We start from the raw sequence: 25,737 nt of genomic DNA on the forward strand, positions 1-25,737 counted from the left end.
CGCTTGAACTACAGCGACACCGCGTAGAGTTCGTATTCGTCGCGCACCAGCTCGATATGCGCCCGCATCGCGGCCGCCGCGCCGACGCGGTCGCCGCGCACGATCGCCACCACCACGCGGTCGTGCTCGGCATGGGATTTCGCCAACCGCCCGAGATTACGGAACTGCGCGCGACGGAACGGCTGCACCCGCACCCGGGTCGCGAGCGTAATTTCGGCGATATAGCCGTTCTGCGAACCCGCATAGATCGTGTTGTGAAAGCGCTCATTGACCTCGTGAAACCGGTCCGGATTGCCGGCATAGCTCAACACCCGCAGTTCCTCGTGCACCGCCTCCAGCCGGTGCCGCTCCGCCGGCAGCATGCGTTCGGCGGCAAGGCCGGCGCACAGCGCTTCCAGCTCCGCCATGGCCTCGAACATGCCGGTCAGCCGTTCGACCGAGGGCCGCGCCACCACCGCGCCGCGATGCGCTCTCGCATCGATCAGGCCGCTGGCCGCCAACTGGCGCAGCGCTTCGCGGACCGGGGTACGCGAAACCTTGAAACGCGTCGCAATATCGGTCTCGTCGAGGGCTGATCCTGGCGCCAGCACACCGCGCACGATTTCATCGGCGAGTTGCAGGCGCAGTTCTTCCGCGCGCGTGATCTTGTCCGGAAGCGGCGACGCACGGCCGACACGCCGCACCACCGGCTCCGCTTCGATGCCGGAACGCTCGGGAGTGCTGGATGGAAGATCGTCAAGACTCATGTCGATTGATCCTGCGGTTCGTCGATGATGCTGACATGCGCGGCGACGATCTTCCAGCCTTCGGCGAATCGAACCCATGTCTGCATCTGCCGCCCCACTCTACCGGGCGAGGAATCACGATAAAACAGGGTCGAGGCCACCGCCGCGTCGCGGCCATAGGTCGTGATCACGGTCCCGGCGGTGCGGCGCATCAGGCCCGCCGGCGAGCGCGCGGCGCGAAACGCCATGATCGCATCATAGCCATAGAGATTTTCGCCGGTGCCATAGCGCAGCGTGCGGGAATCGGGGCGAAACAGGTCATCGAGAACGGCAACGTCATTCGTCACCAGGGCCTTCTCGTAACGGGCGAATTGCTCGGTCACCTCGGCGAGCACGTCGGGGAGATCGACCTGCATGGCTATAATCCTCCCGGTCGCGGCGCGGAAACCACGCCACTGCGTTCCAGCGCATGAGCCACGCGCAATGCGATATCTTCCCGCCAGGGCGCGGCAATGATCTGCACACCGATCGGCATCGGCTCGAGCGGAACCGGCACCGCGACCACCGGAAGTCCGATAAAGGAAATCGGCTGGGTATGGATGCCGATGTTGGCGCGCACCGGAAGTTCGACGCCGTCAAGCACGAAGGTCGCCTGCCCGAGCTTCGGCGCAACGCATGGCGTCGCCGGCGCGATGATCACGTCGACCGATGCAAACAGCTCCAAGACCCGGGCACGATACCAGCGGCGGAATTTCTGCGCGCGGTCGACCAGCGCCGCCGGAATCATCGCGCCCGCCAGCAAGCGGTCGCGCACCGCCGGATCGAAATCGTTCGGCCGCTGGCGCAGGCGATCGAGATGCAAGGACGCGCCTTCGCAGGCGGTGATGACATAGGCCGCGGCGCGGGCGCGCGCAGCCTCGGGAATTTCGACGGTTCGCGTGGCGCCGAGTCCTTTGGCGACGCGCGCGACGGCTTCGACCGCTTCAGAAAAGACGTTCTTCTGGAAATATCCACCGGCAATGGCAATCCGCAGATTGCCTATATCCTGCGTCAGCATCGACGCGACCGGCTCGGCCGGCCGGGTCGTACACGCCGCGTCATCCGGATCGGGTCCCTGCATCGCATCATAGGCGAGCGCGAGATCACCCACATTGCGCGCAAACGGACCGAGATGATCGAGGCTCGAGACGAACGGAAACGACCGCGCACGGGACAGGCGGCCGTAGGTCGGCTTCAATCCAAAAATTCCGCAAAACGAAGACGGCACCCGGATCGAGCCGTTGGTATCCGATCCCAGCGCCAGCGGCACCAGCCCGCCACCGACCGCGCCGCCGGAGCCACCCGACGAGCCGCCGGTCATCCGTGTCGGATCATGCGGATTGCGGGACGGTCCGTCGTGAATATTCTCGCCGGTGAAGTCGTAGGCATATTCGCCCATATTGAGCGCCCCGACCATCACCGCGCCGGCCGCTTCCATCCGTTCGATCAGGGTGGCATCGCGCGGCGATGGCGGAAAATCGCGATTGATCTTCGATCCGGCGCGCGTCGACAGGCCCTGCACGTCGAACAGGTTCTTGACCGCAAACGGCACGCCGGCGAGCGAGCCGGCATTTTTCCCCGCCGCGATCGCGGCATCGACCGCGCTCGCCTTGGCGCGCGCGCGATCGGCGGTCACGTCGGTGAACGAATTCAGGACGCGATCATGTTTGGCGATCCGCGCCAGCGCCGCGTCGGTGACGCCGAGAGCCGTGAGCTTTCGGCTCTTCACGGCTGAGGCGATTTCCGAGGCCGACAACCCGTCGCGATCGGGCGTTATGGCGGTATCAGGCTGCAAAGACACTGGCCGGCTCGGCTTCGTTGGATAGCGCAAATTCATCCACCAGCCGCGCCAGCTTCAGCGACACTTCGAGATTGGCCCGTACCGCCGGTCTCCAGGCGTCGTCAACCGGCAGCGCCAGCGCTTTCGAGACGGCGTCGATATAATCATCAAGAAAATCAGCAGCCATTACTGTCCCGCACTCTCCCGTCAATCTTCCCCATCCGCCGGTGGACTCAGTGAACCGGCAACGGCGGATGTGGAATAGCCGTCAACAGCTCCTTTGTATAGGCATCCTGCGGGTCACCCAAGACCCGCTCCGAAGGACCTTGCTCGACGATTCTCCCGGTCCGCATCACAATAACGCGATCACACAATAATCGTACCACATTCAAATCATGCGACACGAATAAATAGCTCATTCCCATCGACTGCTTGAGATCCTGCAGCAGATTCAGCACCACCGCCTGCACCGAGACATCGAGTGCGGCGGTCGGCTCGTCGAGGATCACCAGCTTCGGGTGCAACGCAATCGCGCGGGCGATGCCGACGCGGGCCTTCTGTCCACCCGACAATTGATGCGGGAATCGATCCAGCAGATTGACCGGCAGCCCGACCAGACCTGCCAATTCCTCGCAGCGGGCGCGCAACGCGTCACGCCCCTTGATATCGCCGAGTTGCATGATCGGATCGGCGATCGCGCGCACCGCGGTGAAGCGCGGATTGAGGCTGTCGGTCGGATCCTGAAACACCATCTGGATGCTCTTGCGCAGCGGCAACCGCGCGAAGGCACTGGGCATGATGCCGCCGATCTCGTCACCGTCGAACATGATGCGGCCGGAGGTCTGGTCCAAAAGCCGCATCACCATCATCGAGGTGGTGGATTTTCCGCAGCCGGATTCGCCGACCAGACCGACGCTCTCGCCATGTCCCACCGAAAAGCTGATGCCGTCAACCGCGCGGAATTTTTCGGGCTCCGCCGCCGGCTTGCGCGCGAACAGTTTGCTCAACGTCGCCGTGGCGCCCTGACGCGGATATTCCTTCACCAGCTTTTCGATCAGCAACAGCGGCTTTTTGCCGCTGTCCTCGCCTGCTGGGGGAGCGGCCACTGCGGATGCCGGGGTCGAGGGAAGTGCCGCGGCTTCTTCCTCCGGCAGCAGATCGCGCAAGGAGACACCGAGCCGCGGCGTCGCACGCATCAGCTTCTTGGTATAGGCGTGTTCGGGTTTGGTAAAAATATTGGCGGACAACGCGGTTTCGACCACGCGGCCCTTTTCCATCACCACCACGCGATCGCAATAGGCCGCGGCCAATCCAAGATCATGCGTGATCAGGATCGTCGACATGCTGCGGCGCTTGGTCAGTTCGACGATCAGGTCCATCACGGCTTTCTGTGTCGTGACGTCAAGGCCAGTGGTCGGCTCGTCGGCGATCAGAAGCTGCGGGTTGCAGGCCAGCGCCAGCGCGATCACCACGCGCTGGCACATGCCGCCCGACAATTCGAACGGATAGGCATGATAGCGCTCGCGCGGCCGCGCGATCTTGACCTGCTCCAGCGCCGCGATCGCTCGGTCCGTGACCTGCGACCGGTCGACCTGGACATGCTGCAACAGCACATCCTCGATCTGGCGACCGATCTTGCGGATCGGGTTGAGCGCCAGCCGGGGGCTCTGGAAAATCATCGACATTTCGCGGCCGCGCAGGTCGCGCATCTGGCTCTCGGTCGCAGCCTTGACGTCGACGCCGGAGAACATCACCGAGCCTTCGGCGATCTTGCCGGCGCGGTCGAGGATCCGCATCACCGCATAGGATGTCACCGACTTGCCGGAGCCGGATTCACCGACAATGCCCAGCGTCTCGCCCTTGCCGACCGCGATATTGACATGCTGCACCGCCTTGACGATGCCGCGCCGGGTCGCGAATTCGACGGTGAGATCGCTGACGTCGAGCAGCGGCTGCGCGGTCATGGCTTGCTCCCGAACTTCATGCCTCATGTCCTCCGCTGCGGATCGACCAGATCGCGTAATCCGTCGCCGAGCAGGTTGAAACAGAATACCGCGATCATCAGCGCGCCGCCGGGGAAGAACGCCACCCACCACTCGCCGGAAATGATGTTGGTCGCGCCTTCCGCGACCATGATGCCCCACTCCGGGGTCGGCGGCTTTACGCCAAGACCGATGAACGACAGTCCGGCCGCGTTCAGGATGGCATAGCCCATGGTCAGCGAAATCTGCACCATCATGATCGGCATGATGTTCGGCAAGATGTGCACCAGCAGAATGCGGAAATCGCCGTTGCCGGACAGCCGCGCCGCCTGCACGAAGCCGGCGTCACGCCGCACATTGGCCTCGGCGCGCGCGACGCGGACATAGAGCGGAAAATTGATGATCGCGGTCGCGATCACGATGTTGGTCACGGTATTGCCGAGCGCGGCGACGATGCCCATCGCCAGCACGAACAGCGGAAACGCCATGATGGTATCGGAGATGCGCCCGACGATGCGGTCGGTCCATCCGCCGAAGAAGCCGGCGGCGATGCCGGCAAGGCCGCCCAGGAACAGCACCAGCGCCACCGAAGCAACCGCGATCGTGAAGTCGAGACGGGTCGCGGCCAGCACGCGGCTGAAAATATCACGGCCCAAAAGGTCAGTGCCGAACCAATGGTGCAGCGACGGCGACTGCAGGGTTGCGGATGTGTCGCTGGCGAGCGGATCGTAGGGCACGATGTAGGGGCCGAACAGGGCACACAACGCGATCAGGACGAACAGCCCGAACGACAATCCGGTCACCGGATTGTCCGCTACCACGTAGACGGCATGGCGGAAGATGGAGTTGGTGGGAGGCTTGGGTTGCGCCTCCACCGCAGGAACGGCGGTCAGACTGGCTTCGGTCATGCTTCGAGCCTCACGCGCGGATCGATCACGCCGTAGAGCATGTCGATCATAAGGTTGAGTGCCACGTACAACACCGCCATCGTCAGCACGAAGCCCTGTACCGGCGCGAAGTCCGATTGCAGCAGCGCTTCGACCGCGTAGGAGCCAATGCCCGGCCAGGCGAATACTTTTTCCACCAGCACGTTGGCGCCGAGCAGGAACGAGAAAACCATGCCCAGCGTGGTCACCACCGGCAGCATCGCGTTACGAAACGCATAGGTGAGGATCACGGTGCGGTCGTTGAGACCGCTGGCACGCGCGGTCCGGATGAACTCAGAGGCCAGGATTGCCAGCATCGAGGCGCGGGTCATGCGCGTGATCGGCGCCAGCGAGAACACCGCGAGCGTCACCGCCGGAAGAATCAACTGGCTGAGCGAGGCACGGAAGGTTTCGAAATTGCCGGTGATCAGGCTGTCGATCAGATAAAAGCCGGTAATATCGGGCGGCGCCGTGGCAAAGGCATCGAGCCGGCCGATCGGTGCGGGCGACCAGCCGAGATTGAAGTAGAAGATGTATACCAATAGCAGGCCGGTGAAGAATACCGGCAACGAAACCCCGGCGGTGGCGATCACCCTGCATAGGTGATCGATCCAGGAGCCCTGCTTGACCGCCGCGAAAATGCCGAGCGGCACCGCGATGACGATCGCCAGAATTAATCCCGACAGCGTCAGCTCCGCTGACGCCGGCAAACGGCTGGAGATTTCGGTCGCGACCGGACGGCCGGTGGACAGCGAATTGCCGAAATTGCCGTGGACGAGATCATTGACATAATGCGCGAACTGGTCGGGCAGCGGCCGGTCGAGCCCCAGCGACTTGCGGATTTCGGCAATCGATTGCGGCGTGGCGGCCGGTCCGGCGAAATAAACCGCGGGATCGCCCGGCAATACACGGGTCAGCAGAAAGGTCACGATCACGACACCGATCAGGGTCGGGATCACAGTCACCAGACGCTTCACGATCGTCAACATGGTCTTCTGCCCCAAAATTTCCGAGCCGCGTTGAGAAACGATTGAGTTGCCGCGCCCGCATCTCAGATGCGGCGCGCGTCAGGCCTTGACGATTGAGCGGTAGTCGAGCTGCCGGTGGAACCAGTAAACGTAGCCTGAGATGTTCTTCTGCGTCGCGACGTTGAGAAACGGCTGGAACAGCGGAATGCGCGGCGCCTCATTGTAGGCCTTGGAAATGAAGCCCTCGACGTCCTTGGCGTATTTATCCTTGTCGCCGATGGCGGCGGCAGCGCGCGCGCCGTCGATCAGGGTGTCCATGTCCGCATTGACATAGCTCGGCGTATTGAAGATCGCGTTCTGGCCGGAATAGCACCAGAAAAAGAAATATTCGGGATAGTCGAGCCAGCCGGAGAAGAAATTGACCATCAGCGGCATCGACTTCTTCGCCATTTCGCTGCGCCAGTTGGCGCCGGGCACCTTGTTGATCGCGGTCTTGATGCCGATCTGGCCGAGGGCTTCCTGCACCAGCACGGCAATCGGTTCGCAGATGTCGCCGGCGCCGAGATCGAACGAGACCGTGGTGTCGATGTCCGAGACGCCGCTCTCCGCCATCAGCGCCTTGGCTTTGGCGATGTCGTTGACGTAGCCGCTTTTCGCCGGCCAGTTGATGTCAGTGACATTGTTGGACGGACCGCCGAACAAAGGATTGGCCAGACCGAACATCGCCGCATCCATGATCTTCTGGTAGGGCAGTGCATAGGCCACCGCCTGCCTGACTTTCGGATTATCGAACGGCGGGTTCTTCACGTTCAACTCGACGGAGTACATGCCGTTGCCGATCGGGTTGGAGATGATGACGAGCTTGCTCTCCTTCTTCATCTCCGAGGTGTCCTTGCTCGAGAGATCAAAGGAGATGTCGGCATCGCCGCGCTCCATCAAGGCACGGCGGTTGCCCTGCGAGGGAATCGTGCGCCAGATGATCTTCTTGAGCTGGGGCAGTTTGCCGCCCACCCAGCCGTCATGGCGCTCGTATACCGTCTCGACCCCGGGCTTCCAGCTCGTCACCTTGTAAGCGCCGCCGCCGGCGGTGTTGCTCTTGGTGTAATCGAGCGCCCAGGGATCCTTTTCCGTGGCCTTCTTCTTCAGGAGTTCGGAATTGTAGATGCTCGGCACGATCACCGCGAGATCGGGTATCGTCAGGCGATCCTTCTTGGTGAAGTCGATGCGCACAGTGCTGTCGTCAACGAGGACGAACTGTTCCTTGTCGACCAGCGAACCGGCCTTCATCTGCACCGTGGGGAAGCCGCCAACGGTCACCGAGCGATCCAGCGACCATTTGACGTCCTTGGCGGTGACCGGTGTGCCGTCGTGGAACGTCGCGTTCTTCTTCAGTTTGAAGGTGACCGACATGTCGCCGATATTCATGTCTTCGGCGAGTTCGGGTTTGAACTTGTCGCGATCGTAGGACAGCGTGCCATCCGGCAGCGTCTTGGTTTCATGGGTGATGAGCCGGTCGTAGCAATTCCACGAGGTCTCGTAGCCGGAACGGTTGGTGCCCACGCCATGGATGTCGAGATTGTTGGGGCCGTTCTCGGTCACGACCAATAGCGTCTCCGAGCGGCCATCGGCCTTCGCGGAGGACCAGATTGCGGGCGCCGGCACCATCGCGCCCGCGGCTGCGCCGGACACGGATTTGAGAAAATCGCGGCGCTTCATCTGACGCTCCAACGCACGAGGAAATCGGCTTTTGGACATAGACGTCGCAAGGTTTGTGCCAAATCTTGATGGACCCTTACACAGCGACTAAACCTCTGATTTAGCTTCGAATATGGATTCTCAAGAGGCGAATTCCGCGTCATTGGCGCGCAATCTCATTGCATACAAAGAAATGCCATTGCCCGTTTGGTAGGCAGATATTAAAATCGCTCTTTCCTTAGGCGATGCCGAATCGAGCCTGGCAATTGAGGCGACCGCTCTTGCGATCGCCCGGCCCGGACGCGATCGTGGAAACCTTCTGCTAAATTGCGTTGAACCTTTGGTTCCGATCACCGACCCCATTACAGGGGGATGAGTTGCCAGTGTACAACCGCGCCGGCCTTTCGCGGACCGCCGTCATGGTCGTTGGGCTGCTTCTGGCAGCGGTCACGACCAGCGCATGGGCGCGGGAATTTCGCGCCGCCGATACCCAGAGCGAAGACTACCCGACGGTCGAAGCGCTGCGTTACATGGGCCGCCTGATCGCGGAGCGCAGCGGCGACCGCCACCAGATCCGGGTGTTTCACTCGCGCCAGCTCGGCGAGGAAAAGGAAACCATCGAGCAGACCCGCGTCGGCGCGATCGATCTCAACCGCACCAACGTTGCGCTGATCGGAGCCTTTGTGCCGGCGACGAACGTGCTGGCGATGCCGTTTCTGTTTCGCTCCATCGAGCACATGCAGAGGGTGCTGGACGGACCGATCGGCACCGCCATTCTCGACAGCTTCGAGCCCTATGGATTTGTCGGTCTGACGTTCTACGATTCCGGCGCCCGATCGATCTACAACAGCGTCAGGCCGGTCCGCTCGATCGCGGACATGAAGGGGTTGCGACTGCGTGTACAGCAGTCCGAATTGATGTCCGACATGATCAAGGCGCTCGGCGCGGATCCGATCGAGCTGCCCTATGGACAGGTTCGCACCGGGCTCGCCACCAAACTGATCGACGGCGCGGAGAACAACTGGCCCTCCTTTGTCACCACCGACCACTACAAATATGCCGGCTATTATACCCTCACCGAACACACGATGAGTCCGGAAGTGCTGGTGATGTCGCAAAAGGCCTGGGACAGCCTCTCGGCCGAGGACCGCAAGATCTTTCGCGAGGCGGCAATCGAATCCAGCCACTTCATGCGCGAGCGATGGAAGGCGCTTGAGGAGCGATCGCGCCGGCAGGCGGAAAGCGCCGGCGTGACGATCATCACCGACTTCGACCGCAAGCCGTTCGAGGCGGCGATGGATGGAATCTATGCCAAAGCGCGACGCGATCCCGCGGCCGCGGAATTGATTGAACGAATTCGCCGGGTGGACTGAAAAGGTGGACTGAATTGGTGTTTGGAACGCTTCAGCATGACGAAGCCGAGGAACGGCCGGCGAGCCTCGCCGCGCGGGGCCGCTCCCGCATCGTCGGGCTGCTCCGCGCGGTACCGATACGCTGGCGCATCCTGTCGATCGCGGCGCTGAACTCGGCGGTCGTCGTGGTGCTGGTCGCGATGATCTGGAACGGCGTCCAGGTGCTCGGTTCGGCTTGGGAGGACGTGCGGCAGGTGCGGGAATCCGACACCATCCTGGCGCGGCTGGAGAGTGAAACCGGCCATCTGCAGAACCTGATCCATCGCTACATCACCCAGCCGAGCCCCGAATTGTTCGAGGAAATATCGCATCTGCACGAGACGGTTCTCGGCACTCTCACCACGCGCGCCTCGACCGACCCGATGCTGTCAGGGTCGGTCCAGCAGCTCGAGCACGTCACCGAACGCTTCCTCGGCGGCTTCAGTGAATTGCGCGACCTCCAGGCGACCATTTCGAACACCTACGAGGACGAGGTGCTGACCCCGGCACGGGACATGGCCGGGCTCTACTCGATCATCGAGGGCGCGACAGGACACCGCGATGCCCTGATCTGGCCGTCGCTTGGAAAATCCCGCGAGGCCTTTACCGCGATGCTGGTCGCCGCCAACGCCTATTATCTTTCGCTGGCGACCGCTTCCGCCGAAGAGGCCCGCCGCAATACCGAGACCATCGAACAGACGATCCCGGTGATGAGCGACCTTGCGGATAACGATCTGCAGCGGATGGCGCTGCAGCGGTTGAATGCGCGAGCGGTGGCGCTGCGCCAGGGCCTTGCGAAATTGTCGGAGCAGCTCACGACCCGGACCGAGCTGTTGCGCGACGCGATCGACGCCAGCCAGGCCGAAGCCAGCAGCACCATCGATGAATTGTCGGTCAAGATGCGCCAGCGCGAGCAGAAAGCGCAGGAGACATTCGACCGGACGCTGGCCGACATATCGCGCAAAGTGCTTTCGATCGCGGTGATCTTTCTCGGCATCATCATCACCGCGGGCGTGCTGATCGCGCTGAGCGTCCGCCTGCCCTTGCAGCAGATCATGACGGCGATGCAGGCGATCACGTCGGGCGATTACAATCGGCGCGTCCAGGGAACGGACGCCAAGGACGAGGTCGGCGCGATGGCACGCGCGGTCGAGGTTTTCCGCGAGAACGCCATTGCCAAGCGCACGACCGAAGACGAGTTGCGCGCCTCAAAAGAGAAGGCCGAGAGCGCTCTGCTTGAGCTGAATGCCGCCCAGCAGAATCTGATCGACGCCGAGCGCCTGGCCGCGCTCGGTGGCCTGGTCGCCGGGGTCGCCCATGAGGTGAACAACCCGATCGGTATCAGCCTGACGGTCGCCTCCAGTTTTGCGCGCCGCGCCGAAATGTTCGAGACCGAATTGAATTCCGGAACCGGGCTGCGGCGATCCCAACTCGAGGAATTCGTCAAAACCTCGCGCGATGCCGCCCAACAACTGGTCGGAAATCTGCATCGCGCCGGCGAACTGATTCAATCCTTCAAGCAGGTCGCGGTCGACCGCTCGCATGCGGAACGCCGGCAATTCAGCCTGGGCGAGGCGACCGACCAGATCATCGCCAGCCTGCGGCCGGCGCTGAAGAAGGCGTCGATCGCCCTGTCGGTCGAGGTACCGGAGGGCCTCATGATCGACGGGTACCCGGGCGCATATGGCCAGATTCTGACCAACCTGTTCCTCAACGCCGCCAACCATGCCTTTGCCGACGGGCGCTCCGGGGCGATCACGATTTCAGCAAGGCCCCGCGGCAGCGACGACGTCGAGATCATTTTTGCCGATAATGGAGCCGGAATGACGCCGGACGTGCAGCGGCAGGCGTTCGACCCGTTCTTTACCACCCGCCGCAACGAGGGCGGGACCGGACTTGGCCTGCACATCGTCTATAATCTCGTCACCCAGCAGCTCGGTGGCCGGATGATGCTGGATTCAAGACTGGGACAAGGCACCACATTTCGCATTATCATACCGAGGGTCGCCAAAGGGGGCCCCGCAACACAAGACCCAGCCAATAACGGGACGCCTCAATGGCCGAACAGGACGATGTCCTCCACCTGATCGACGATACCGGAACGGCTCCGGAGACCTCGACCGCACGCAAGTGGAAGGTCGCGGTCATCGACGACGATCAGGCCGTGCACGAAGGCACCCGCTTTGCGCTGAGCGACTACAATCTCAATGGCCAGACGCTCGAGATCCTTTCGGCCTATTCAGCCGCCGAGGGCCGGACCTTGATGCGCGCCCATCCCGATATCGCGGCCGTGCTGCTCGACGTCATCATGGAAACCGACGCCGCCGGCCTCGATCTCGTCGAATACATCCGCAATGAACTTGGGAACGAGACCGTTCGCATCATCCTGCGCACCGGGCAGCCCGGACAGGCGCCGGAACGCCGCGTGATCGTCCAATACGACATCAACGACTACAAGGCGAAGACCGAACTCACCGCCGACAAGCTGTTTACCTCGCTGACCGCGGCGTTGCGGAGCTATCAGCAGCTCGAGCGCATGGTCCAGACCCGGCGCGGGCTCGAAATCATCATCGACGCCGCCTCGACCTTGTACGACTTCAAATCGATGCAGCGCCTCGCCGAAGGCGTGCTGACCCAGATCGCCTCGCTGTTGAACGTCGATTGTGCCGGCATTCTGGTGCTGCGCGATAACGGCGTGGTCGGCGACGACTTTTCCGTGCTGGCCGGGTCCGGCTGCTATAGCCGCTTCATCGGCACCGCCGGATCCAAATCGCTCGACCCCGATTTGCGGTCGATGGTGGAGGCCGCCTTCAAGCGGCGCAAGCATGAATTCGTCGACCACCGTACCGTTCTCTACATTCGCACCGGCAGCGGACGCGAAGTGGTGGTGCTGCTGCAGGCCGAGCGTCCGCTATCCGAAACCGACCGCTCGCTGGTCGAGATTTTCGGCAGCCGGCTTTCGATCGCGTTCGACAATGTCATTCTTTATCAACAGCTGCATGAAGCCAACACGCAGCTCGAGGACCGCGTCGCCCAGCGCACCCGCGCGCTGATGCAGGCCAACCGCAGACTGTCGGCGCAATGGCTGCGGCTGCAGCGCGCCAACGGCTTCAAGAACGAAATTCTCGGCACCGTCGCCCATGATTTGAAGAATCCGCTCGGCGTCATCCTCGGCCGCACCGAGATGCTGACGGAATTGATCGGCACCGGCGCGTCCAAAGAGAGCGTCACGTCCCAGGTCGAACACATCCGCGACGCCACCAAGCGGCTGACCTCGATGGTCGATCACCTGATCTCGGACGCGATGGCCGATGCCTTCGACATCACCATTCGCCGCGAACCGGTCGATGTCGCGGGCCTGGTCAGGGAAGTCGCCGATGCCAATCAGCCCTTGGCCGTCAACAAGCAGCAGGCCATCACGGTATCGGCGCCGCCGAATTTCGTCACCATGTGCGACGCCGACCGGATCCGGGAAGCCATCGACAATCTCGTCAGCAACGCCATCAAATACAGCCCGATCGGCGGCAAGATCACGATGCTGGTGAGCCATGAAAAGAACAACACCATCATCCGCATCGCCGATGAAGGCGCCGGCCTGTCGCCCGAGGATCTGGGACGGCTGTTCGGCCGCTTCCAGCGGCTTTCCGCCAAACCCACGGCCGGCGAAAGCTCGACTGGCCTCGGCCTGTCGATCGTCAAGCGCATCATCGACATGCATGGCGGCGAAATAACCGCTGTCAGCGCCGGGCCCGGCCAGGGATCCACCTTCACCGTCACATTGCCGGCGACAGACACATGATCGCATCATGACATGACCCAAAGTCAGCACATCATCATTGTTGATGACGAGGCGCCGGCCCGCGAGATGGTCGGCGACTATCTCAAGATGCACGGCTTCACGGTGACGCTGTGCGACGGCGGCAAGAGCCTGCGCGGGGCGATCGAGGTCACGGTGCCCGATCTCGTGGTGCTCGATCTGAATATGCCGGAGGAAGACGGGCTTTCCATCATTCGCGACCTGAAAAGCCGTACCAACGTCCCCGTCATCATGTTGACGGCGACGGCGAGCCCGATCGACCGCGTGGTCGGACTGGAACTCGGTGCCGACGATTACGTCGCAAAGCCCTGCGAATTGCGTGAATTGATGGCGCGAATCCGCTCGGTATTGCGGCGCAGCTCCCCGGTTCGGGCGCAGGCCGCGGCGGCTGACGCGGCCGGAGCGAAAGCGGCGAAAGACCAGCTGGTACGGTTTGGCACCAAATGGCTCGACCTCGAGGCGCAGGCGCTGCGCGACGACGAGGGCAACGAGCATCCGCTGACGGCCTCTGAATTCGGGCTGCTCAAGGTGTTCGCGGCAAATCCGAAGCGGGTGCTGTCGCGCGAGCGCCTGCTGGAATTGGCCAATGCGCGCGACAGCGAAGCCTTCGATCGCGCCGTCGACCTGCGCATCATGCGAATCCGGCGCAAGATCGAACCGGACCCAACCAAACCCGCGGTCATTCGCACCATCCGGGGCGGCGGGTATCTGTTCTCGCCGGCCGGCGACAAGGCGTGACGGCAAACCCGAAGGGATGATAGAAACGCACGCGCCAAGGTCCGCTCACGACGTGCGGCCGGTGAGTGCACGGATGCGAACGGCTACGATATCGAACAGAACAACCTTGTTGCTCTGCGCAATTGCGGGCACCTCCATCATCGCGTCGTCCACCATCGCCGAGGAGGCGAAATTTCAAAGCAGGCAGGTCACGCCCGCCGGGGAATACACTTTTGGCATCGAAGGACCGGCCGTCGACCAGGGAGGAAACCTGTACGTCGTCAATTTCGGCAAACCCGGCACGATCGGAAAACTGGCGGCGGGCGCTTCGCAATCGGAGCTGTTCGCGGTCCTGCCCGAAGGAAGCATTGGAAATGCGATACGCTTCGATCCGGAAGGCCGCATGTTCGTCGCCGACTACAAGAAGCATAATATCTTTCTGGTCAGTCCGGACGGCAAAGACGTCGAAACATATTTCCATTCTGACGACTTCAACCAGCCCAACGACATGACGATCGCAATGGATGGCACGATCTACGCGAGCGACCCGCATTGGAAGCGACACGATGGGCAGGTCTGGCGGATCCGGAAATCGGCCGACGGCAGCGTCGCCGGTGAAAGGATGACCGCCGATCGCCGAATGAGCACGACCAACGGTATCGATCTCAGCCCCGACGGCAAGACACTCTATGTCGGTGAATCCGACACGCGGGAGATATGGTCGTACCGGATCGACGGCACCCATCTTCTCTCGCCCAGGCTCGTGAAGCGGTTCGACGATTTCGACATCGACGGCCTGCGTACCGATACCGGGGGGAACCTGTTCGTGGCGCGGATACTGAAAGGCACCATCGCCGTGCTGAGCCCACAGGGGAAACTGAAACGGGAGATCGCGCTCAAGGCAAAGGAGCCGACGAACCTGGCCTTTGGCGGCAATGACGGAAAGACCGTTTACGTGACGCAGCGGCAGGGCGGGTTTATCGAAGCGTTTCGCACCGATCGTCCGGGCCGCGAAGCCTGTTTTCAGGCCTGTGCCGGGCACAAATAGGCCGGCCCACGCTCCCGGCCGTCCGGGCCACGAGAGCCGCGAAACCCCAACTGCCGAAAGGTTCCCCCTTCCCGATCGGGAGGACCGTTTCCCGGACCGCACCACAACCTAAAATTTATCTAATTCAAATTGCTGGCATTTCCTGTCTGAATGTTTCGTCGCCGAAGCCGCGACGAAACAATTCTCCTGGGCATGAAACCATTTTCCGCTTGGCGTGCAGACGTCCCGAAACGTTCGCTGACTATCAATTTAGGCAACGAAGCGCCGCCAAGCGGCGACACTGGGAGCCTGTCATGCCGATGCCGAACGTCATTGCCATCAATGCAGCAGCCCGCCAGGGCATCATCGCCGCCCAGGCGACCACGGATGAAATGCTGCTGGAAAGCATTGCCGATGGCGGCCGGACTGCGATGCACATCCTCTATTCCCGCCACAATGTACGGGTTTACCGCTTCATCCTTCGCATGGTGCGCGATGCCACCATGGCGGAAGACCTCGTCAGTCAGGTTTTCCTGGACGTCTGGCGGACCGCCAGCCAGTTCGAGGGCCGTTCCCAGGTTTCCACCTGGCTGTTGTCGATTGCCCGCTTCAAGGCGCTGACCGCGCTGCGCCAGCGCCGGCATGAGGACATCGACCAGGAAGACGTGCTCGAAATCGCCGACGAGGCCGACACACCGGAAGCTTCGCTCGATCGCAGCGACACCAGCGCCATCCTGCGCGCCTGCGTCGCGAAATTGTCGCCGGCGCACCGCGAGATCATCAACCTCGTCTATTATCACGAGAAATCGGTGGAAGAGGTTGGCCGGATTATCGGGATCCCCCAGAGCACGGTGAAAACCCGGATGTTTTATGCCCGCAAACAGCTCGCCGATCTGCTCAGAGTGGCCGGCATCGACAGTTTGGCCGCTTGAGACGAGCCTTTGGGTCGTAAGACGGGCTTTGCCCGCTTCGCGGCGGCGACCGCGAACGTAGCGGTTCGGCCGCACACAATCTCGCGCGTTTGCGATCAGCCCGATACCTTCGGCTGATCGCGCATGATAAGGTCCGTATCGCAATAGCGACGACGGATGGATGTCATGTTCGAGGGCTGGGATGCAGTGGTGTTGGCCCGGGCACAATTCGCATTCACGATGTCGTTCCACATCGTATTCCCGGCCTTCTCGATCGGGCTTGCAAGCTATCTCGCGGTGCTTGAAGCGCTCTGGCTGTGGACCGGACGCGAGGTCTTCATCAACCTGTTCAATTACTGGCTGAAGATCTTCGCCATCGCCTTCGGCATGGGCGTGGTGTCGGGCATCGTGATGTCCTACCAGTTCGGCACCAACTGGTCGGCTTTTTCAGACAAGACCGGTCCCGTGATCGGTCCCTTGATGGCCTATGAGGTGCTGACCGCGTTTTTCCTCGAAGCGGGCTTCCTCGGCGTGATGCTGTTCGGCCTGGAGCGGGTCGGCCACAGGCTGCATTTTCTCGCCACCTTGATGGTCGCGATCGGCACGTTGATCTCGGCGTTCTGGATCCTGTCCGCCAATTCCTGGATGCAAACGCCGACCGGGTACGCCATCAACGCCGACGGACAGTTCGTCGCCGCCGACTGGCTCAAACTCATCTTCAACCCCTCGTTTCCCTACCGCCTGGTCCACATGGTGCTGGCGGCCTATCTCACGACCGCGCTGGTGGTCGGCGCCGTCGGCGCGTTTCACCTGTGGCGCGATCAGCATCTTCCGGGACCGCGGGTGATGTTTTCGATGGCGATGTGGATGGCCACGCTGGTGGCGCCGATCCAGATTCTCGCGGGCGACCAGCACGGCCTCAACACCCTGGAACATCAGCCCACCAAGATCATGGCGATGGAAGGCCATTACGAGAGCCACAAGAACGGTGCGCCGCTGATCTTGTTCGGCTGGCCCGACCAGGCCGCGGGCGAAGTCAAATACGCGGTTGAGGTTCCGAAACTGGGTTCGCTGATTCTGAAACACTCTTTCGATGCGCCGCTGGCGGGCCTCGACACCGTGCCGCGCGAGAACTGGCCGCCGGTGCCGATCACTTTCTGGTCGTTCCGGATCATGGTCGGATTGGGATTCCTGATGATGGGGCTCGGCCTGTTCAGCCTGTGGAATCGCTGGCGCGGCACGCTGTATCAATCCCGCCTGCTGCATATGTTTGCGATGGCGATGGGGCCGGCGGGCTTCCTGGCCGTGCTCGCGGGCTGGATCACCACCGAGACCGGGCGGCAGCCGTTCACGGTGTATGGGCTGTTGCGGACGGTTGAATCGGCCTCACCCCTCGCATCACCCGCGGTGGCCTCGTCGCTGATCGCGTTTATCATCGTCTATTTCGCGGTGTTCTCCGCCGGCGTGATCTATATTCTGCGGCTGATGGCGCAGCCGCCGCATCACGGCGAGCAAGGGCCGCAGGGCGACATGCCGGCGCGTGCCGCAGGCATCACACCCGCGGCCGGCACGGCCGCGAGGGGAGCCGCGTGATGACCGGCGCCGTCGACATTGCCACCATCTGGGCCTTCATCATCGCCTTCGCCGTCTTTGTCTATGTGGTGATGGACGGATTCGATCTCGGCCTTGGCATCCTGTTTCCCTTGTTTCCGGACAAGGCCGACCGCGACGTAATCATGAACAGTGTCGCGCCGGTCTGGGACGGCAACGAAACCTGGCTGGTACTCGGCGGCGGCGGAATGATGGCTGCGTTTCCGCTGGCTTACGCGGTGCTGATGCCGGCGCTGTACACGCCGATGATCGCGATGCTGATCGGCCTGATCTTTCGCGGCGTCGCCTTTGAATTCCGCTGGCGCACCACGCAGGGCGGGCGAAACCGCTGGGATATCGCCTTCGCCGGCGGATCGCTGCTGGCGGCGCTGGCGCAGGGGATCGCGCTCGGCGCCATCCTGCAGGGCGTCCATGTCGAGGGGCGGCATTATGCCGGCGGCTGGTGGGACTGGCTGACGCCGTTCAGCATCCTGACCGGCCTTGCGCTGGCGGTCGGCTATGCGCTCCTGGGCGCGACGTGGCTGGTGCTCAAGACCGAGGGCGCGCTTCGCGACAGGGCCTATGTCCTGAGCTGGTCCTTGCTGTTCGCGATGTTGGGCGCCATCGGCGCGGTCAGCATCGCCACGCCGTTCCTCCACGTCCAATATGCGCAGCGCTGGTTTACCTGGCCGAACCTGGTGCTGACCGCGCCGGTACCGGTTGCGGTCGCCGCCGTCGCCGTGATGTTGCTGCGCAGCCTCGCCGGCAAGCGGGATTACCAGCCGTTCTTTCTGTCGCTGGCGCTGTTCGCGCTGTCCTATGCCGGGCTCGGCATCAGCATGTGGCCCTATATCGTGCCGCAGAGCATCACCATCTGGCAGGCGGCATCGCCGCAGAACAGCCAGGTCTTCATGCTGTTCGGCGTGGCCGTGCTGGTGCCGCTGATCCTCGGTTATACCGCATGGGCCTATTGGGTGTTTCGCGGCAAGGTCAAGCACGGGAGTGGCTATCATTGATGGCTTCGCCGCCCAAAGCACGACCGCTGGCGCAGCGCCTGTTGTGGTTCGCCGCCCTTTGGCTGGGCGGCGTCGGCGCTGTCGCCATCGTGTCGTTCGGGCTGCGGTTATGGATCGCGCCGAAATGAAGTTTTTGCGACGGCCTGATGCGCCCTGCCCAGCAAAAATCGCAATTATCCCAGCTAGATATCCGGATTGCTTGCCATCGCGCCATCCCTGAGATTTGATGGTTCCGGTGATTTGGCAAACAATGACAGATACCCGGAAGCGGCCAACGAGGAGTCCATCGATGACGAAGTTTCGGCACCTGATCTGGATGATGATCTCAGCTGTTGGCCTGACGCTTTCAGTCACGCAGAGCCATGCACAGCAGCCCGACGTCGGCGACCAGCCCGGGCTTCTGGCGGATGACTCCGTGGAACTGGATCCGGAATACCGCAAGCAGATGGTTTACTACCGCTCCACCGAGGCGCCGGGTACCATCATCATCTCAACCGCGGAGCGCCATCTCTATCTGATCCAGGGCAATGGCCGCGCGCTGCGCTATGGCATCGGCGTCGGCCGCGACGGATTTCAGTGGCAGGGATTGCTGAACATTAGCCGCAAGGCGGAATGGCCGGACTGGACGCCGCCGCCGGAGATGATCGCGCGCCAGCCTTATCTGCCCCGCTTTATGGCCGGCGGCCCGGGCAACCCGCTCGGCGCGCGCGCGATGTATCTTGGCACCACCGTCTATCGCATCCACGGCACCAACCGGCCGGATACGATCGGCACGGCGGTTTCGTCCGGCTGTTTCCGGCTGGTCAATGCCGACGTCGCCGACCTCTATGAACGTGTCCCGGTCGGCACCAAGGTTATCGTGCGGCAGAAGCCGGAATTGTAACCGCGACGGCTGCGTTTTCCGCAGCCGCTCCCTATTCCCGACATTGCGAGAGATAAATCATGCGCACATTCCGAGGCGGCCTCCTGATTGGGCTGGCGGTCGCAGTCGCGGTCGCGGCGGCGGCTATCACCTACGAACGCTATGACACGCGGACCCTGAAACGGACGATCCGTCGCGGCGAGGTGCTGTGCGGCGTCAATACCGGCCTGCCCGGTTTCTCGATCCCCGACGACAAGGGCAACTGGACCGGCTTCGATGTGGATTTCTGCCGCGCGGTCGCCGCGGCGATCTTTGACGATCCGAAGAAGGCGAAATTTGTTCCGCTCGACGCTAATGAGCGCTTCAAGGAGTTGCAGAACCGCAAGGTCGATATTCTCTCCCGCAATTCGACCTGGAGCATGTCGCGCGAGACGTCCTATGACCTCTATTTCCCGGCCGTGGCCTATTATGACGGCGAAGGATTCATGATTCCGAGGTCACGAAACATCGATTCCGCGCTCGATCTCAACGGCAGCAAGGTCTGCGTGCAATCGGAAACCACGACCCAGCTCAACCTCGCCGATTATTTCCGCGCCAACAACATCAAATACCAGGAGATGAAATTCGGCAAACTGGAAGAGGTCATCAAGGCCTATGATGCCGGGCAGTGCGACACGCTCACCGCCGATGTCTCCCAGCTGTATGCGTTGCGGTTGAACCTTGGCAAGCCGGGCGATCACGTCATCCTCCCCGACGTCATTTCAAAGGAACCGCTGGCACCTGTGGTGCGGGAGCGGGACGATGACTGGATGCTGATCGTGAAGTGGACCTTGTATGCGATGATCAATGCCGAAGAACTCGGCATTACCTCCAAAAACATCGACGAGGCGCTGAACTCGAAGAAGCCCGACGTGATGCGGCTGGTCGGAACCGAGGGGAATTATGGCGAGGAGCTGGGGCTGACCAGGGACTGGGCCGTCCGCATCATCCGCCATGTCGGCAATTACGGCGAGGTCTACGAGCGCAATGTCGGCTCGGGATCGAAACTCGGCATCCCCAGAGGCCTCAACCAGCTCTGGAGCGCCGGCGGCATCCAGTACGCGCCGCCGATCAGGTAAGGCTTCTGGCTTAACCCGTAAGCTCGCCACACAACCGCTCGTCATCACCCGCGAAAGCGGGTGATCCAGTACGCCGCAGCCTTTGTGTTTTATCACGAACGCTGCGGGGTACTGGGTCGCCCGGTCAAGCCGGGCGATGACGAGTTATTATGACGCGACGCCCGTGCGCATGGCCTCAATAGCTCTTCATCCTCGCCAATTGATCGGCATGAAAGTTGGTATCGCCGAACAATTCCTGGCAGACCCGCGCGCGTTTCATGAAGAAGCCGATGTCGAACTGGTCGGTCATGCCCATGCCGCCATGCATCTGCACGCCTTCCTGAACCGCAAGCGTCGCGGTTGAGCCCGCCCGAGCCTTGGCGACCGCGACCGCCGCCCCCGCATTCTCAAAATTGCCGTCGAGCGTCTGCAACGCCTTTAGCACCGCGGCGCGGGTGATCTCGATCTCGATATAGAGCTGCGCGGCGCGGTGCTGCAGCGCCTGGAATTCGCCGATCAATTTGCCGAATTGCTTGCGCTCCCTCAGATAACCGACGGTGCGGCCGAATACTTCCTCGCTGACCCCGACCATTTCCGAGGCGACCGCGCCGCGGCCGATATTGAGCACGCCTTCCAGCAATGCGCCGCCCTGATCGACCTCGCCGAGCACGCCATCGGCATTGACCTCGACATTATCAAATTTGATGCGCGCGGCATTGTGCGAGTCGACCATCGCGGTGCGCTCGGTCTCGATGCCCTTGGTCCTGGGGTCGACCAAAAACAGCGTCAGACCGTCGCGCTCGCCGGGGGCACCCGCGGTGCGGGCCGCCACGATCAAAAGATCGGCGGTGTGGCCATCGACCACAAAGGCCTTGTCGCCCTGAAGCCTGAATCCATTGCCGGAACGCACCGCCTGCATTCGGGTCTGCAGCGGGCGGTGCTTTGACCCTTCATCGACGGCGAGCGCGGCCAGCAGCGAGCCATCGGCGATCTTCGGCAGGTGCTCGGACTTCTGCGCCGCGCTGCCGCCGCGCGACAATGCGGAAGCCGCCAGCACCGCGGTGGCCAGAAACGGCGACGGCATCAGCGTGCGGCCGATTTCCTCCATCACCACGCCGGCCTCGACGCAGCCCAGACCGCTGCCGCCGAAATCCTCCGGCACCAGCAGGCCGGAAAATCCCATCTCGGCGAAACTCTTCCACAGGTCGCGGGAAAATCCGGTCGCATCCTTGGCATCGCGCAGCTGCCGCAAATGCGACACCGGCGCCTTGTCGCTGATGAGCCCGCGCGCGCTGTCGCGCAACATCGACTGTTCTTCGCTGAGGACGAGTGCCATTTGTGTTTCCGGTTTGGTGGTGTTTCGAATTACGTGCTTTTAGTTTTGTCATTCCGGGGCGGCGCGAAGCGTCGAACCCGGAATCCAGAGGTTGTGGCGCGAGATTCCCCGATGTGCGATTGCACATCTGAGGTTCACGCTTCGCGGGCCCCGGAATGACGTGCCTCAGGCCCCCGGCAAATCGAGAATTCGTTTTGCCACGATGCCGAGCATCACCTCCGAGGTGCCGCCTTCGATCGAGTTGGCCTTGGTGCGCAGCCAGGCGCGCGGCCGTGCGCCGCCTTTCGAGCGCTCGCTCTCCCATTCCAGCGCGTCGACACCGCCCGCGGACATCAGGATTTCGTAGCGGCGCTTGTTGAGCTCAGTGCCGTAATATTTCATCGCCGAGGAAAACGCCGGATGCGCCTGACCGGCTTTTGCGAGGTCGACCGCGCGTTCGGCGGCGCAGGCCAGCGCCGCCTCGTCGATCTCGAAGGTGGCGATTTGTCCGCGCAGCATCGGATCTTCCAGACGGCCCTGCTCGTCGGTCCCCACCGAGTCCGCGGCGACCTGCCCCAGCGGCCGGCCGACGCCGCGCTCGCCCATGCCCGAGATCATCGCGCGCTCGTGCTGCAGCAGATATTTGGCGACGTCCCAGCCGCGATTGACCGTGCCGACCACATTGGCCTTCGGTACCCGGACATCGTCGAAGAAGGTTTCGCAGAACGGCGAGCGGCCCGAGATCAACAGAATGGGCTTGGTCGAGACACCTTTGGACGCCATGTCGAACAGAATGAAACTGATACCGTCATGTTTCTTGCCGGTCGCATCGGTGCGCACCAGACAAAAAATCCAGTCGGCGAAATTGGCATAAGAGGTCCAGATCTTCTGGCCGTTGATGATGAAGTCGTCGCCATCGCTCTCGGCGCGGGTCTGCAGTGACGCAAGGTCCGATCCCGCATTCGGTTCGGAATAGCCCTGGCACCAGCGGATCAGGCCGGCCGCGATCCTGGGCAGATGCTCCTGCTTCTGCGCTTCGGTGCCGTATTTCAGCAGCGCAGGCCCGAGCATGGAAATACCGAACGAGGTCAGCGGCTGGCGCGCGCCGAGCGCGGCCATCTCCTGGCGCAGAATTTTGGTCTGCTCCGGGTCGAGGCCGCCACCGCCATATTCTTTTGGCCAGTGCGGCACGGTCCAGCCCTTGTCGCGCATCCGCTCGAACCAGACGCGCTGCGGTTCGGAGGAGAATTTGGTGTTGCGGCCGCCCCAGAACGTATCTTCGTCCGAGGTCATCGGCCGCCGCATCTCCGGCGGACAATTGGCCTCCAGCCAGGCGCGGGTCTCACGGCGAAAATTTTCCAGATCGGACATGGGAGCGTTTCCATCAGCTGTTGTTGGATCGACCTTAGCCGCCGCATCGCGGAATTCAATATGTCTGTGGCTCTCCCATGCGGCCACGGATGTGGCCTTGACCCCCGATCGGGTGTATTCGCAAAGCCGCAGCGATTGAAAAACAAGAGGAAATGCAGATGCGGCTAAAGTTGCTTTCGCCAGGCGAAATGAGCGCGGAGCAGAAAGAAACCTACGACGAATCGATCGCCGGCAAGCGCGGCGCTCCGCCGGCGCCGATGATGGCCTGGCTCAACAGCCCGGAGATGGCACGCCATGCCACACGCCTGGGCGGTGTGCTGCGGTTCGACACCATGTTTCCGGCCAAGCTGTCGGAGATCGCGATCCTGGTCACGGCGCGGCACTGGACCTCGCATTACGAATGGTTCGCCCACAAGCGGCTTGCGCTCAAGGGCGGCATGGACCCCGGCATCATCGAGGACATCCGGCATCGCCGCACGCCCCGTTTCGACGATCCAAAGGGCCAGATGATCTACGATGTCGCGAGATCACTGCACGAAGGTCACGGTCTCACCCAGGGTCTTTACGACGAGGCCGTGAAGGTGCTGAGCGAACGCGGACTGGTCGAAGTCGTCGGCCTGTGCGGCTATTACACCATGGTTTCGATGACGCTGAACACGTTCGAATTCGGCCTGCCGGAGGGCGAGGTGTCCGATCTTGCCTAACGGACGACCGCTGCATAGATCGTCACGGAAGCAACGACTGCAAACGGAGAAACCATGCCCGAAAACCCGACACCCATCATCGCGGGAACGCGGATCGGACATGTTCACCTCAAGGTGGCAGATCTCGATCGCGCGCTGGGATTTTACAGCGGCGTGCTGGGCTTCGAGGTGATGCAACGGATCGGCTCCGACGCGGCGTTCATTTCCGCCGGCGGCTATCATCATCATATCGGCCTGAACACCTGGGAAAGCAAAGGCGGCCACCCGCCGGCACCGGGAACGACGGGGCTGTTTCACACCGCGATTCTTTACCCGACGCGGCCTGCGCTGGCCGACGCGCTGCATCGCGTGATCCAGGCTGGAATTCAACTCGACGGAGCCAGCGATCACGGCGTCAGCGAAGCGCTTTATCTTCGCGACCCCGACGAGAACGGCGTCGAGCTGTATTGGGACCGGCCCGAGGCGCAATGGCCGCGCCGGCCCGACGGGTCGCTGGCGATGTTCACGCACCGGCTCGATCTGGAAGATCTATTGCGGCAACGGGTGGCGTGATTCGTCCGCCCTTTCCGCGCACCATGATCAGCATGGCCGCGATCAGCTCAAGGCCAATGCAGCCGTAAAACGGCAAGCTGTAACTTCCGGACGCGTCGCGCAGCAGGCCAATGATTCCGGGACCGAACGCATAGGTAACCTGGTTGATCGCCGTGATCAGGCTGATCAGCACGCCAAACGAACGTGAGTCGAATTCGCGCTGGATGATCAGGGAAGGCAGTGTAATAAGGTTTCCGACCGAGAATCCGAACAGCGCGCAGGCCGCAACCAGCAGCGCCTCGTTGCGTGAATTGATGACGACCGCCAGCGCCACGGCCTGGCTGGTGAACGACAACGCCGACGCCAGCCTTTGGTTGAGCCGGTCGATCACGGCAGAGAACAGCACGCGACCGACCACGGCCATTGCCGTCAATAGCGCGACCGCGATCGCGGCGTGCTCGCGCCCAATCACCGGATCGAGAAAGGTGATCAGGTGGACGATGAACCCGACCTGCGCGCATAACACCAGCGCGAACGCGACGGCTACCGTCAGGAATGCAGTATCCCGCAGCGCCATTGCGCGTATCCGCGGCGCGGATCGAATTTCCGTGCCAGGCCATTGCGTTTCAACGCGACCGGCCGGCGGCGGCCCAACAAAGGTCAGGATGATCGGAATCATCAGCGCGAGCATCGCGACTGCGGCCAGCGTCATCGCACCGGAAAACCCGAGACGGCCGATCGCGACCACCAGCAACGGCACGCCGATGATGCCGCCGAAGCTCGCGCCGTTCAGCGCCAGGCTGATCGCCATGCCGCGCTTTGTGTCGAACCACAGCCCGAGCGTGTTGGTGATGACGCCGAGGCTGGTTCCCGCCCATCCGAAGGCAAACACGGCATCGGCAAGGTAAAGCTGCCACGGCTCCGCCGCCCGGCCCATCAGCACAGCGGCGGCGGCCATCGCACATGTACCCGCCAGCAGGCAGTTGCGTGGACCGAAACTGCGGATCGCCTCGCTGACGAAGACGATCAGTAACGCGCCGAACAAATAGAAGAAGGTCGTGCCGGACGAGATCAGCGAAGCCGGCCAGCCATGCAGACGGTGCAACTCGGCGACATAAACGGTTTGGCCGTAAAAACCAAAGCCCCAGCCGAAGATGGCGACCAGAAAACATACCGCAACGATCCGCCAACCCTCGTAGCGGATGGATCGTTCGTCGACCGTAACGGAACTGAACGCCTGCACCGAGCTCTTATCCTGAGTTAGATAATCCAC

Annotated in this window: 24 protein-coding genes; 13 read left to right on the plus strand and 11 right to left on the minus strand. The window is 62.4% G+C overall.

The genetic code is table 11. The features are described from left to right. Positions 1–8: 8 nt before the first annotated feature. The 8 genes from ABR948_RS01250 to ABR948_RS01285 form a co-directional block, all read right to left on the minus strand. Positions 9–746 (minus strand): GntR family transcriptional regulator, encoded by a 738-nt coding sequence (locus ABR948_RS01250; protein ID WP_428113437.1) that lies wholly within the window; start codon positions 744–746, stop codon positions 9–11. Further along, entirely contained in the window at positions 743–1,141 is a 399-nt protein-coding gene (gene hpxZ / locus ABR948_RS01255; protein WP_428113439.1) for an oxalurate catabolism protein HpxZ, read from the minus strand. Before hpxZ ends, ABR948_RS01250 begins: the two co-directional genes overlap by 4 nt. Positions 1,142–1,143: 2 nt before the next feature. Beyond that, positions 1,144–2,520, minus strand: coding sequence for an AtzE family amidohydrolase (locus ABR948_RS01260; protein ID WP_428113499.1), 1,377 nt, complete (start codon positions 2,518–2,520; stop codon positions 1,144–1,146). A 28-nt stretch (positions 2,521–2,548) separates the two neighbouring features. Continuing rightward, on the minus strand, positions 2,549–2,731 hold the full coding sequence (locus ABR948_RS01265) for a DUF4089 domain-containing protein (RefSeq protein WP_428113441.1): 183 nt from the start codon (positions 2,729–2,731) through the stop codon (positions 2,549–2,551). 46 nt (positions 2,732–2,777) lie between these two features. After that, positions 2,778–4,508, minus strand: a complete 1,731-nt coding sequence (locus ABR948_RS01270; RefSeq protein WP_428113443.1) for a dipeptide ABC transporter ATP-binding protein — start codon at positions 4,506–4,508, stop codon at positions 2,778–2,780. A gap of 23 nt (positions 4,509–4,531) precedes the next feature. Further along, positions 4,532–5,434, minus strand: a complete 903-nt coding sequence (locus ABR948_RS01275; protein ID WP_428113444.1) for an ABC transporter permease — start codon at positions 5,432–5,434, stop codon at positions 4,532–4,534. Next, entirely contained in the window at positions 5,431–6,441 is a 1,011-nt protein-coding gene (locus ABR948_RS01280; protein WP_428113445.1) for an ABC transporter permease, read from the minus strand. The genes ABR948_RS01275 and ABR948_RS01280 overlap by 4 nt, the downstream gene beginning before the upstream one ends. Before the next feature lie 78 nt (positions 6,442–6,519). Beyond that, positions 6,520–8,136 (minus strand): ABC transporter substrate-binding protein, encoded by a 1,617-nt coding sequence (locus ABR948_RS01285; protein ID WP_428113447.1) that lies wholly within the window; start codon positions 8,134–8,136, stop codon positions 6,520–6,522. 356 nt (positions 8,137–8,492) lie between these two features. Between ABR948_RS01285 and ABR948_RS01290 the strand changes: the two genes are divergently transcribed. The 11 genes from ABR948_RS01290 (at position 8,493) to ABR948_RS01340 (ending at position 20,564) form a co-directional block, all read left to right on the plus strand. Next, complete coding sequence (locus ABR948_RS01290) at positions 8,493–9,488, plus strand: TRAP transporter substrate-binding protein (RefSeq protein WP_428113449.1); 996 nt, start codon at positions 8,493–8,495, stop codon at positions 9,486–9,488. A 98-nt stretch (positions 9,489–9,586) separates the two neighbouring features. Then, positions 9,587–11,593, plus strand: a complete 2,007-nt coding sequence (locus ABR948_RS01295) for a sensor histidine kinase (RefSeq protein WP_428113500.1) — start codon at positions 9,587–9,589, stop codon at positions 11,591–11,593. Continuing rightward, a complete protein-coding gene (locus tag ABR948_RS01300) occupies positions 11,563–13,305 on the plus strand; it encodes an ATP-binding response regulator (RefSeq protein WP_428113450.1) in 1,743 nt (580 codons plus the stop codon). Before ABR948_RS01295 ends, ABR948_RS01300 begins: the two co-directional genes overlap by 31 nt. Before the next feature lie 12 nt (positions 13,306–13,317). Further along, entirely contained in the window at positions 13,318–14,061 is a 744-nt protein-coding gene (locus ABR948_RS01305) for a response regulator (protein ID WP_428113451.1), read from the plus strand. A gap of 73 nt (positions 14,062–14,134) precedes the next feature. Continuing rightward, entirely contained in the window at positions 14,135–15,088 is a 954-nt protein-coding gene (locus ABR948_RS01310) for an SMP-30/gluconolactonase/LRE family protein (RefSeq protein ID WP_428113453.1), read from the plus strand. 299 nt (positions 15,089–15,387) lie between these two features. Next, positions 15,388–15,999 (plus strand): sigma-70 family RNA polymerase sigma factor, encoded by a 612-nt coding sequence (locus ABR948_RS01315; RefSeq protein ID WP_428113502.1) that lies wholly within the window; start codon positions 15,388–15,390, stop codon positions 15,997–15,999. Between the two features lie 165 nt (positions 16,000–16,164). Further along, positions 16,165–17,571 carry a cytochrome ubiquinol oxidase subunit I gene (locus ABR948_RS01320; protein WP_428113455.1) on the plus strand — a complete coding sequence of 469 codons (1,407 nt, stop codon included), beginning with the start codon at positions 16,165–16,167 and terminating at the stop codon, positions 17,569–17,571. Then, positions 17,571–18,584: a cytochrome d ubiquinol oxidase subunit II gene (gene cydB, locus ABR948_RS01325; RefSeq protein ID WP_428113456.1), complete on the plus strand. Its 1,014-nt coding sequence runs from the start codon at positions 17,571–17,573 to the stop codon at positions 18,582–18,584. Before ABR948_RS01320 ends, cydB begins: the two co-directional genes overlap by 1 nt. Further along, positions 18,584–18,712 (plus strand): DUF2474 domain-containing protein, encoded by a 129-nt coding sequence (locus ABR948_RS01330; protein WP_428113458.1) that lies wholly within the window; start codon positions 18,584–18,586, stop codon positions 18,710–18,712. Before cydB ends, ABR948_RS01330 begins: the two co-directional genes overlap by 1 nt. Positions 18,713–18,873: 161 nt before the next feature. Further along, complete coding sequence (locus tag ABR948_RS01335; protein WP_428113459.1) at positions 18,874–19,467, plus strand: L,D-transpeptidase; 594 nt, start codon at positions 18,874–18,876, stop codon at positions 19,465–19,467. A 59-nt stretch (positions 19,468–19,526) separates the two neighbouring features. Next, the gene (locus ABR948_RS01340; protein ID WP_428113460.1) at positions 19,527–20,564 is read left to right on the plus strand and encodes an amino acid ABC transporter substrate-binding protein; all 1,038 of its coding nucleotides are present in this window, start codon (positions 19,527–19,529) and stop codon (positions 20,562–20,564) included. 175 nt (positions 20,565–20,739) lie between these two features. On the opposite strand, the gene ABR948_RS01345 is transcribed toward ABR948_RS01340, so the two are convergent. Beyond that, positions 20,740–21,879 (minus strand): acyl-CoA dehydrogenase family protein, encoded by a 1,140-nt coding sequence (locus ABR948_RS01345; protein WP_428113462.1) that lies wholly within the window; start codon positions 21,877–21,879, stop codon positions 20,740–20,742. Positions 21,880–22,044: 165 nt separating this feature from the next. Next, positions 22,045–23,229, minus strand: coding sequence for an acyl-CoA dehydrogenase family protein (locus tag ABR948_RS01350; protein ID WP_428113463.1), 1,185 nt, complete (start codon positions 23,227–23,229; stop codon positions 22,045–22,047). A gap of 158 nt (positions 23,230–23,387) precedes the next feature. Here ABR948_RS01350 and ABR948_RS01355 point away from each other — a divergent pair, with 158 nt between their 5' ends. Further along, positions 23,388–23,933 carry a carboxymuconolactone decarboxylase family protein gene (locus tag ABR948_RS01355; RefSeq protein WP_428113465.1) on the plus strand — a complete coding sequence of 182 codons (546 nt, stop codon included), beginning with the start codon at positions 23,388–23,390 and terminating at the stop codon, positions 23,931–23,933. Between the two features lie 54 nt (positions 23,934–23,987). Continuing rightward, positions 23,988–24,485, plus strand: a complete 498-nt coding sequence (locus ABR948_RS01360) for a VOC family protein (RefSeq protein ID WP_428113467.1) — start codon at positions 23,988–23,990, stop codon at positions 24,483–24,485. Here the strand turns inward: ABR948_RS01360 and ABR948_RS01365 are convergent. Next, positions 24,436–25,707 (minus strand): MFS transporter, encoded by a 1,272-nt coding sequence (locus tag ABR948_RS01365; RefSeq protein WP_428113469.1) that lies wholly within the window; start codon positions 25,705–25,707, stop codon positions 24,436–24,438. The two genes, ABR948_RS01360 and ABR948_RS01365, sit on opposite strands and share 50 nt — an antisense overlap. Positions 25,708–25,737: the final 30 nt, after the last annotated feature.

Source organism: Bradyrhizobium sp. (genome assembly GCF_050014615.1).
GTDB lineage: Bacteria > Pseudomonadota > Alphaproteobacteria > Rhizobiales > Xanthobacteraceae > Bradyrhizobium.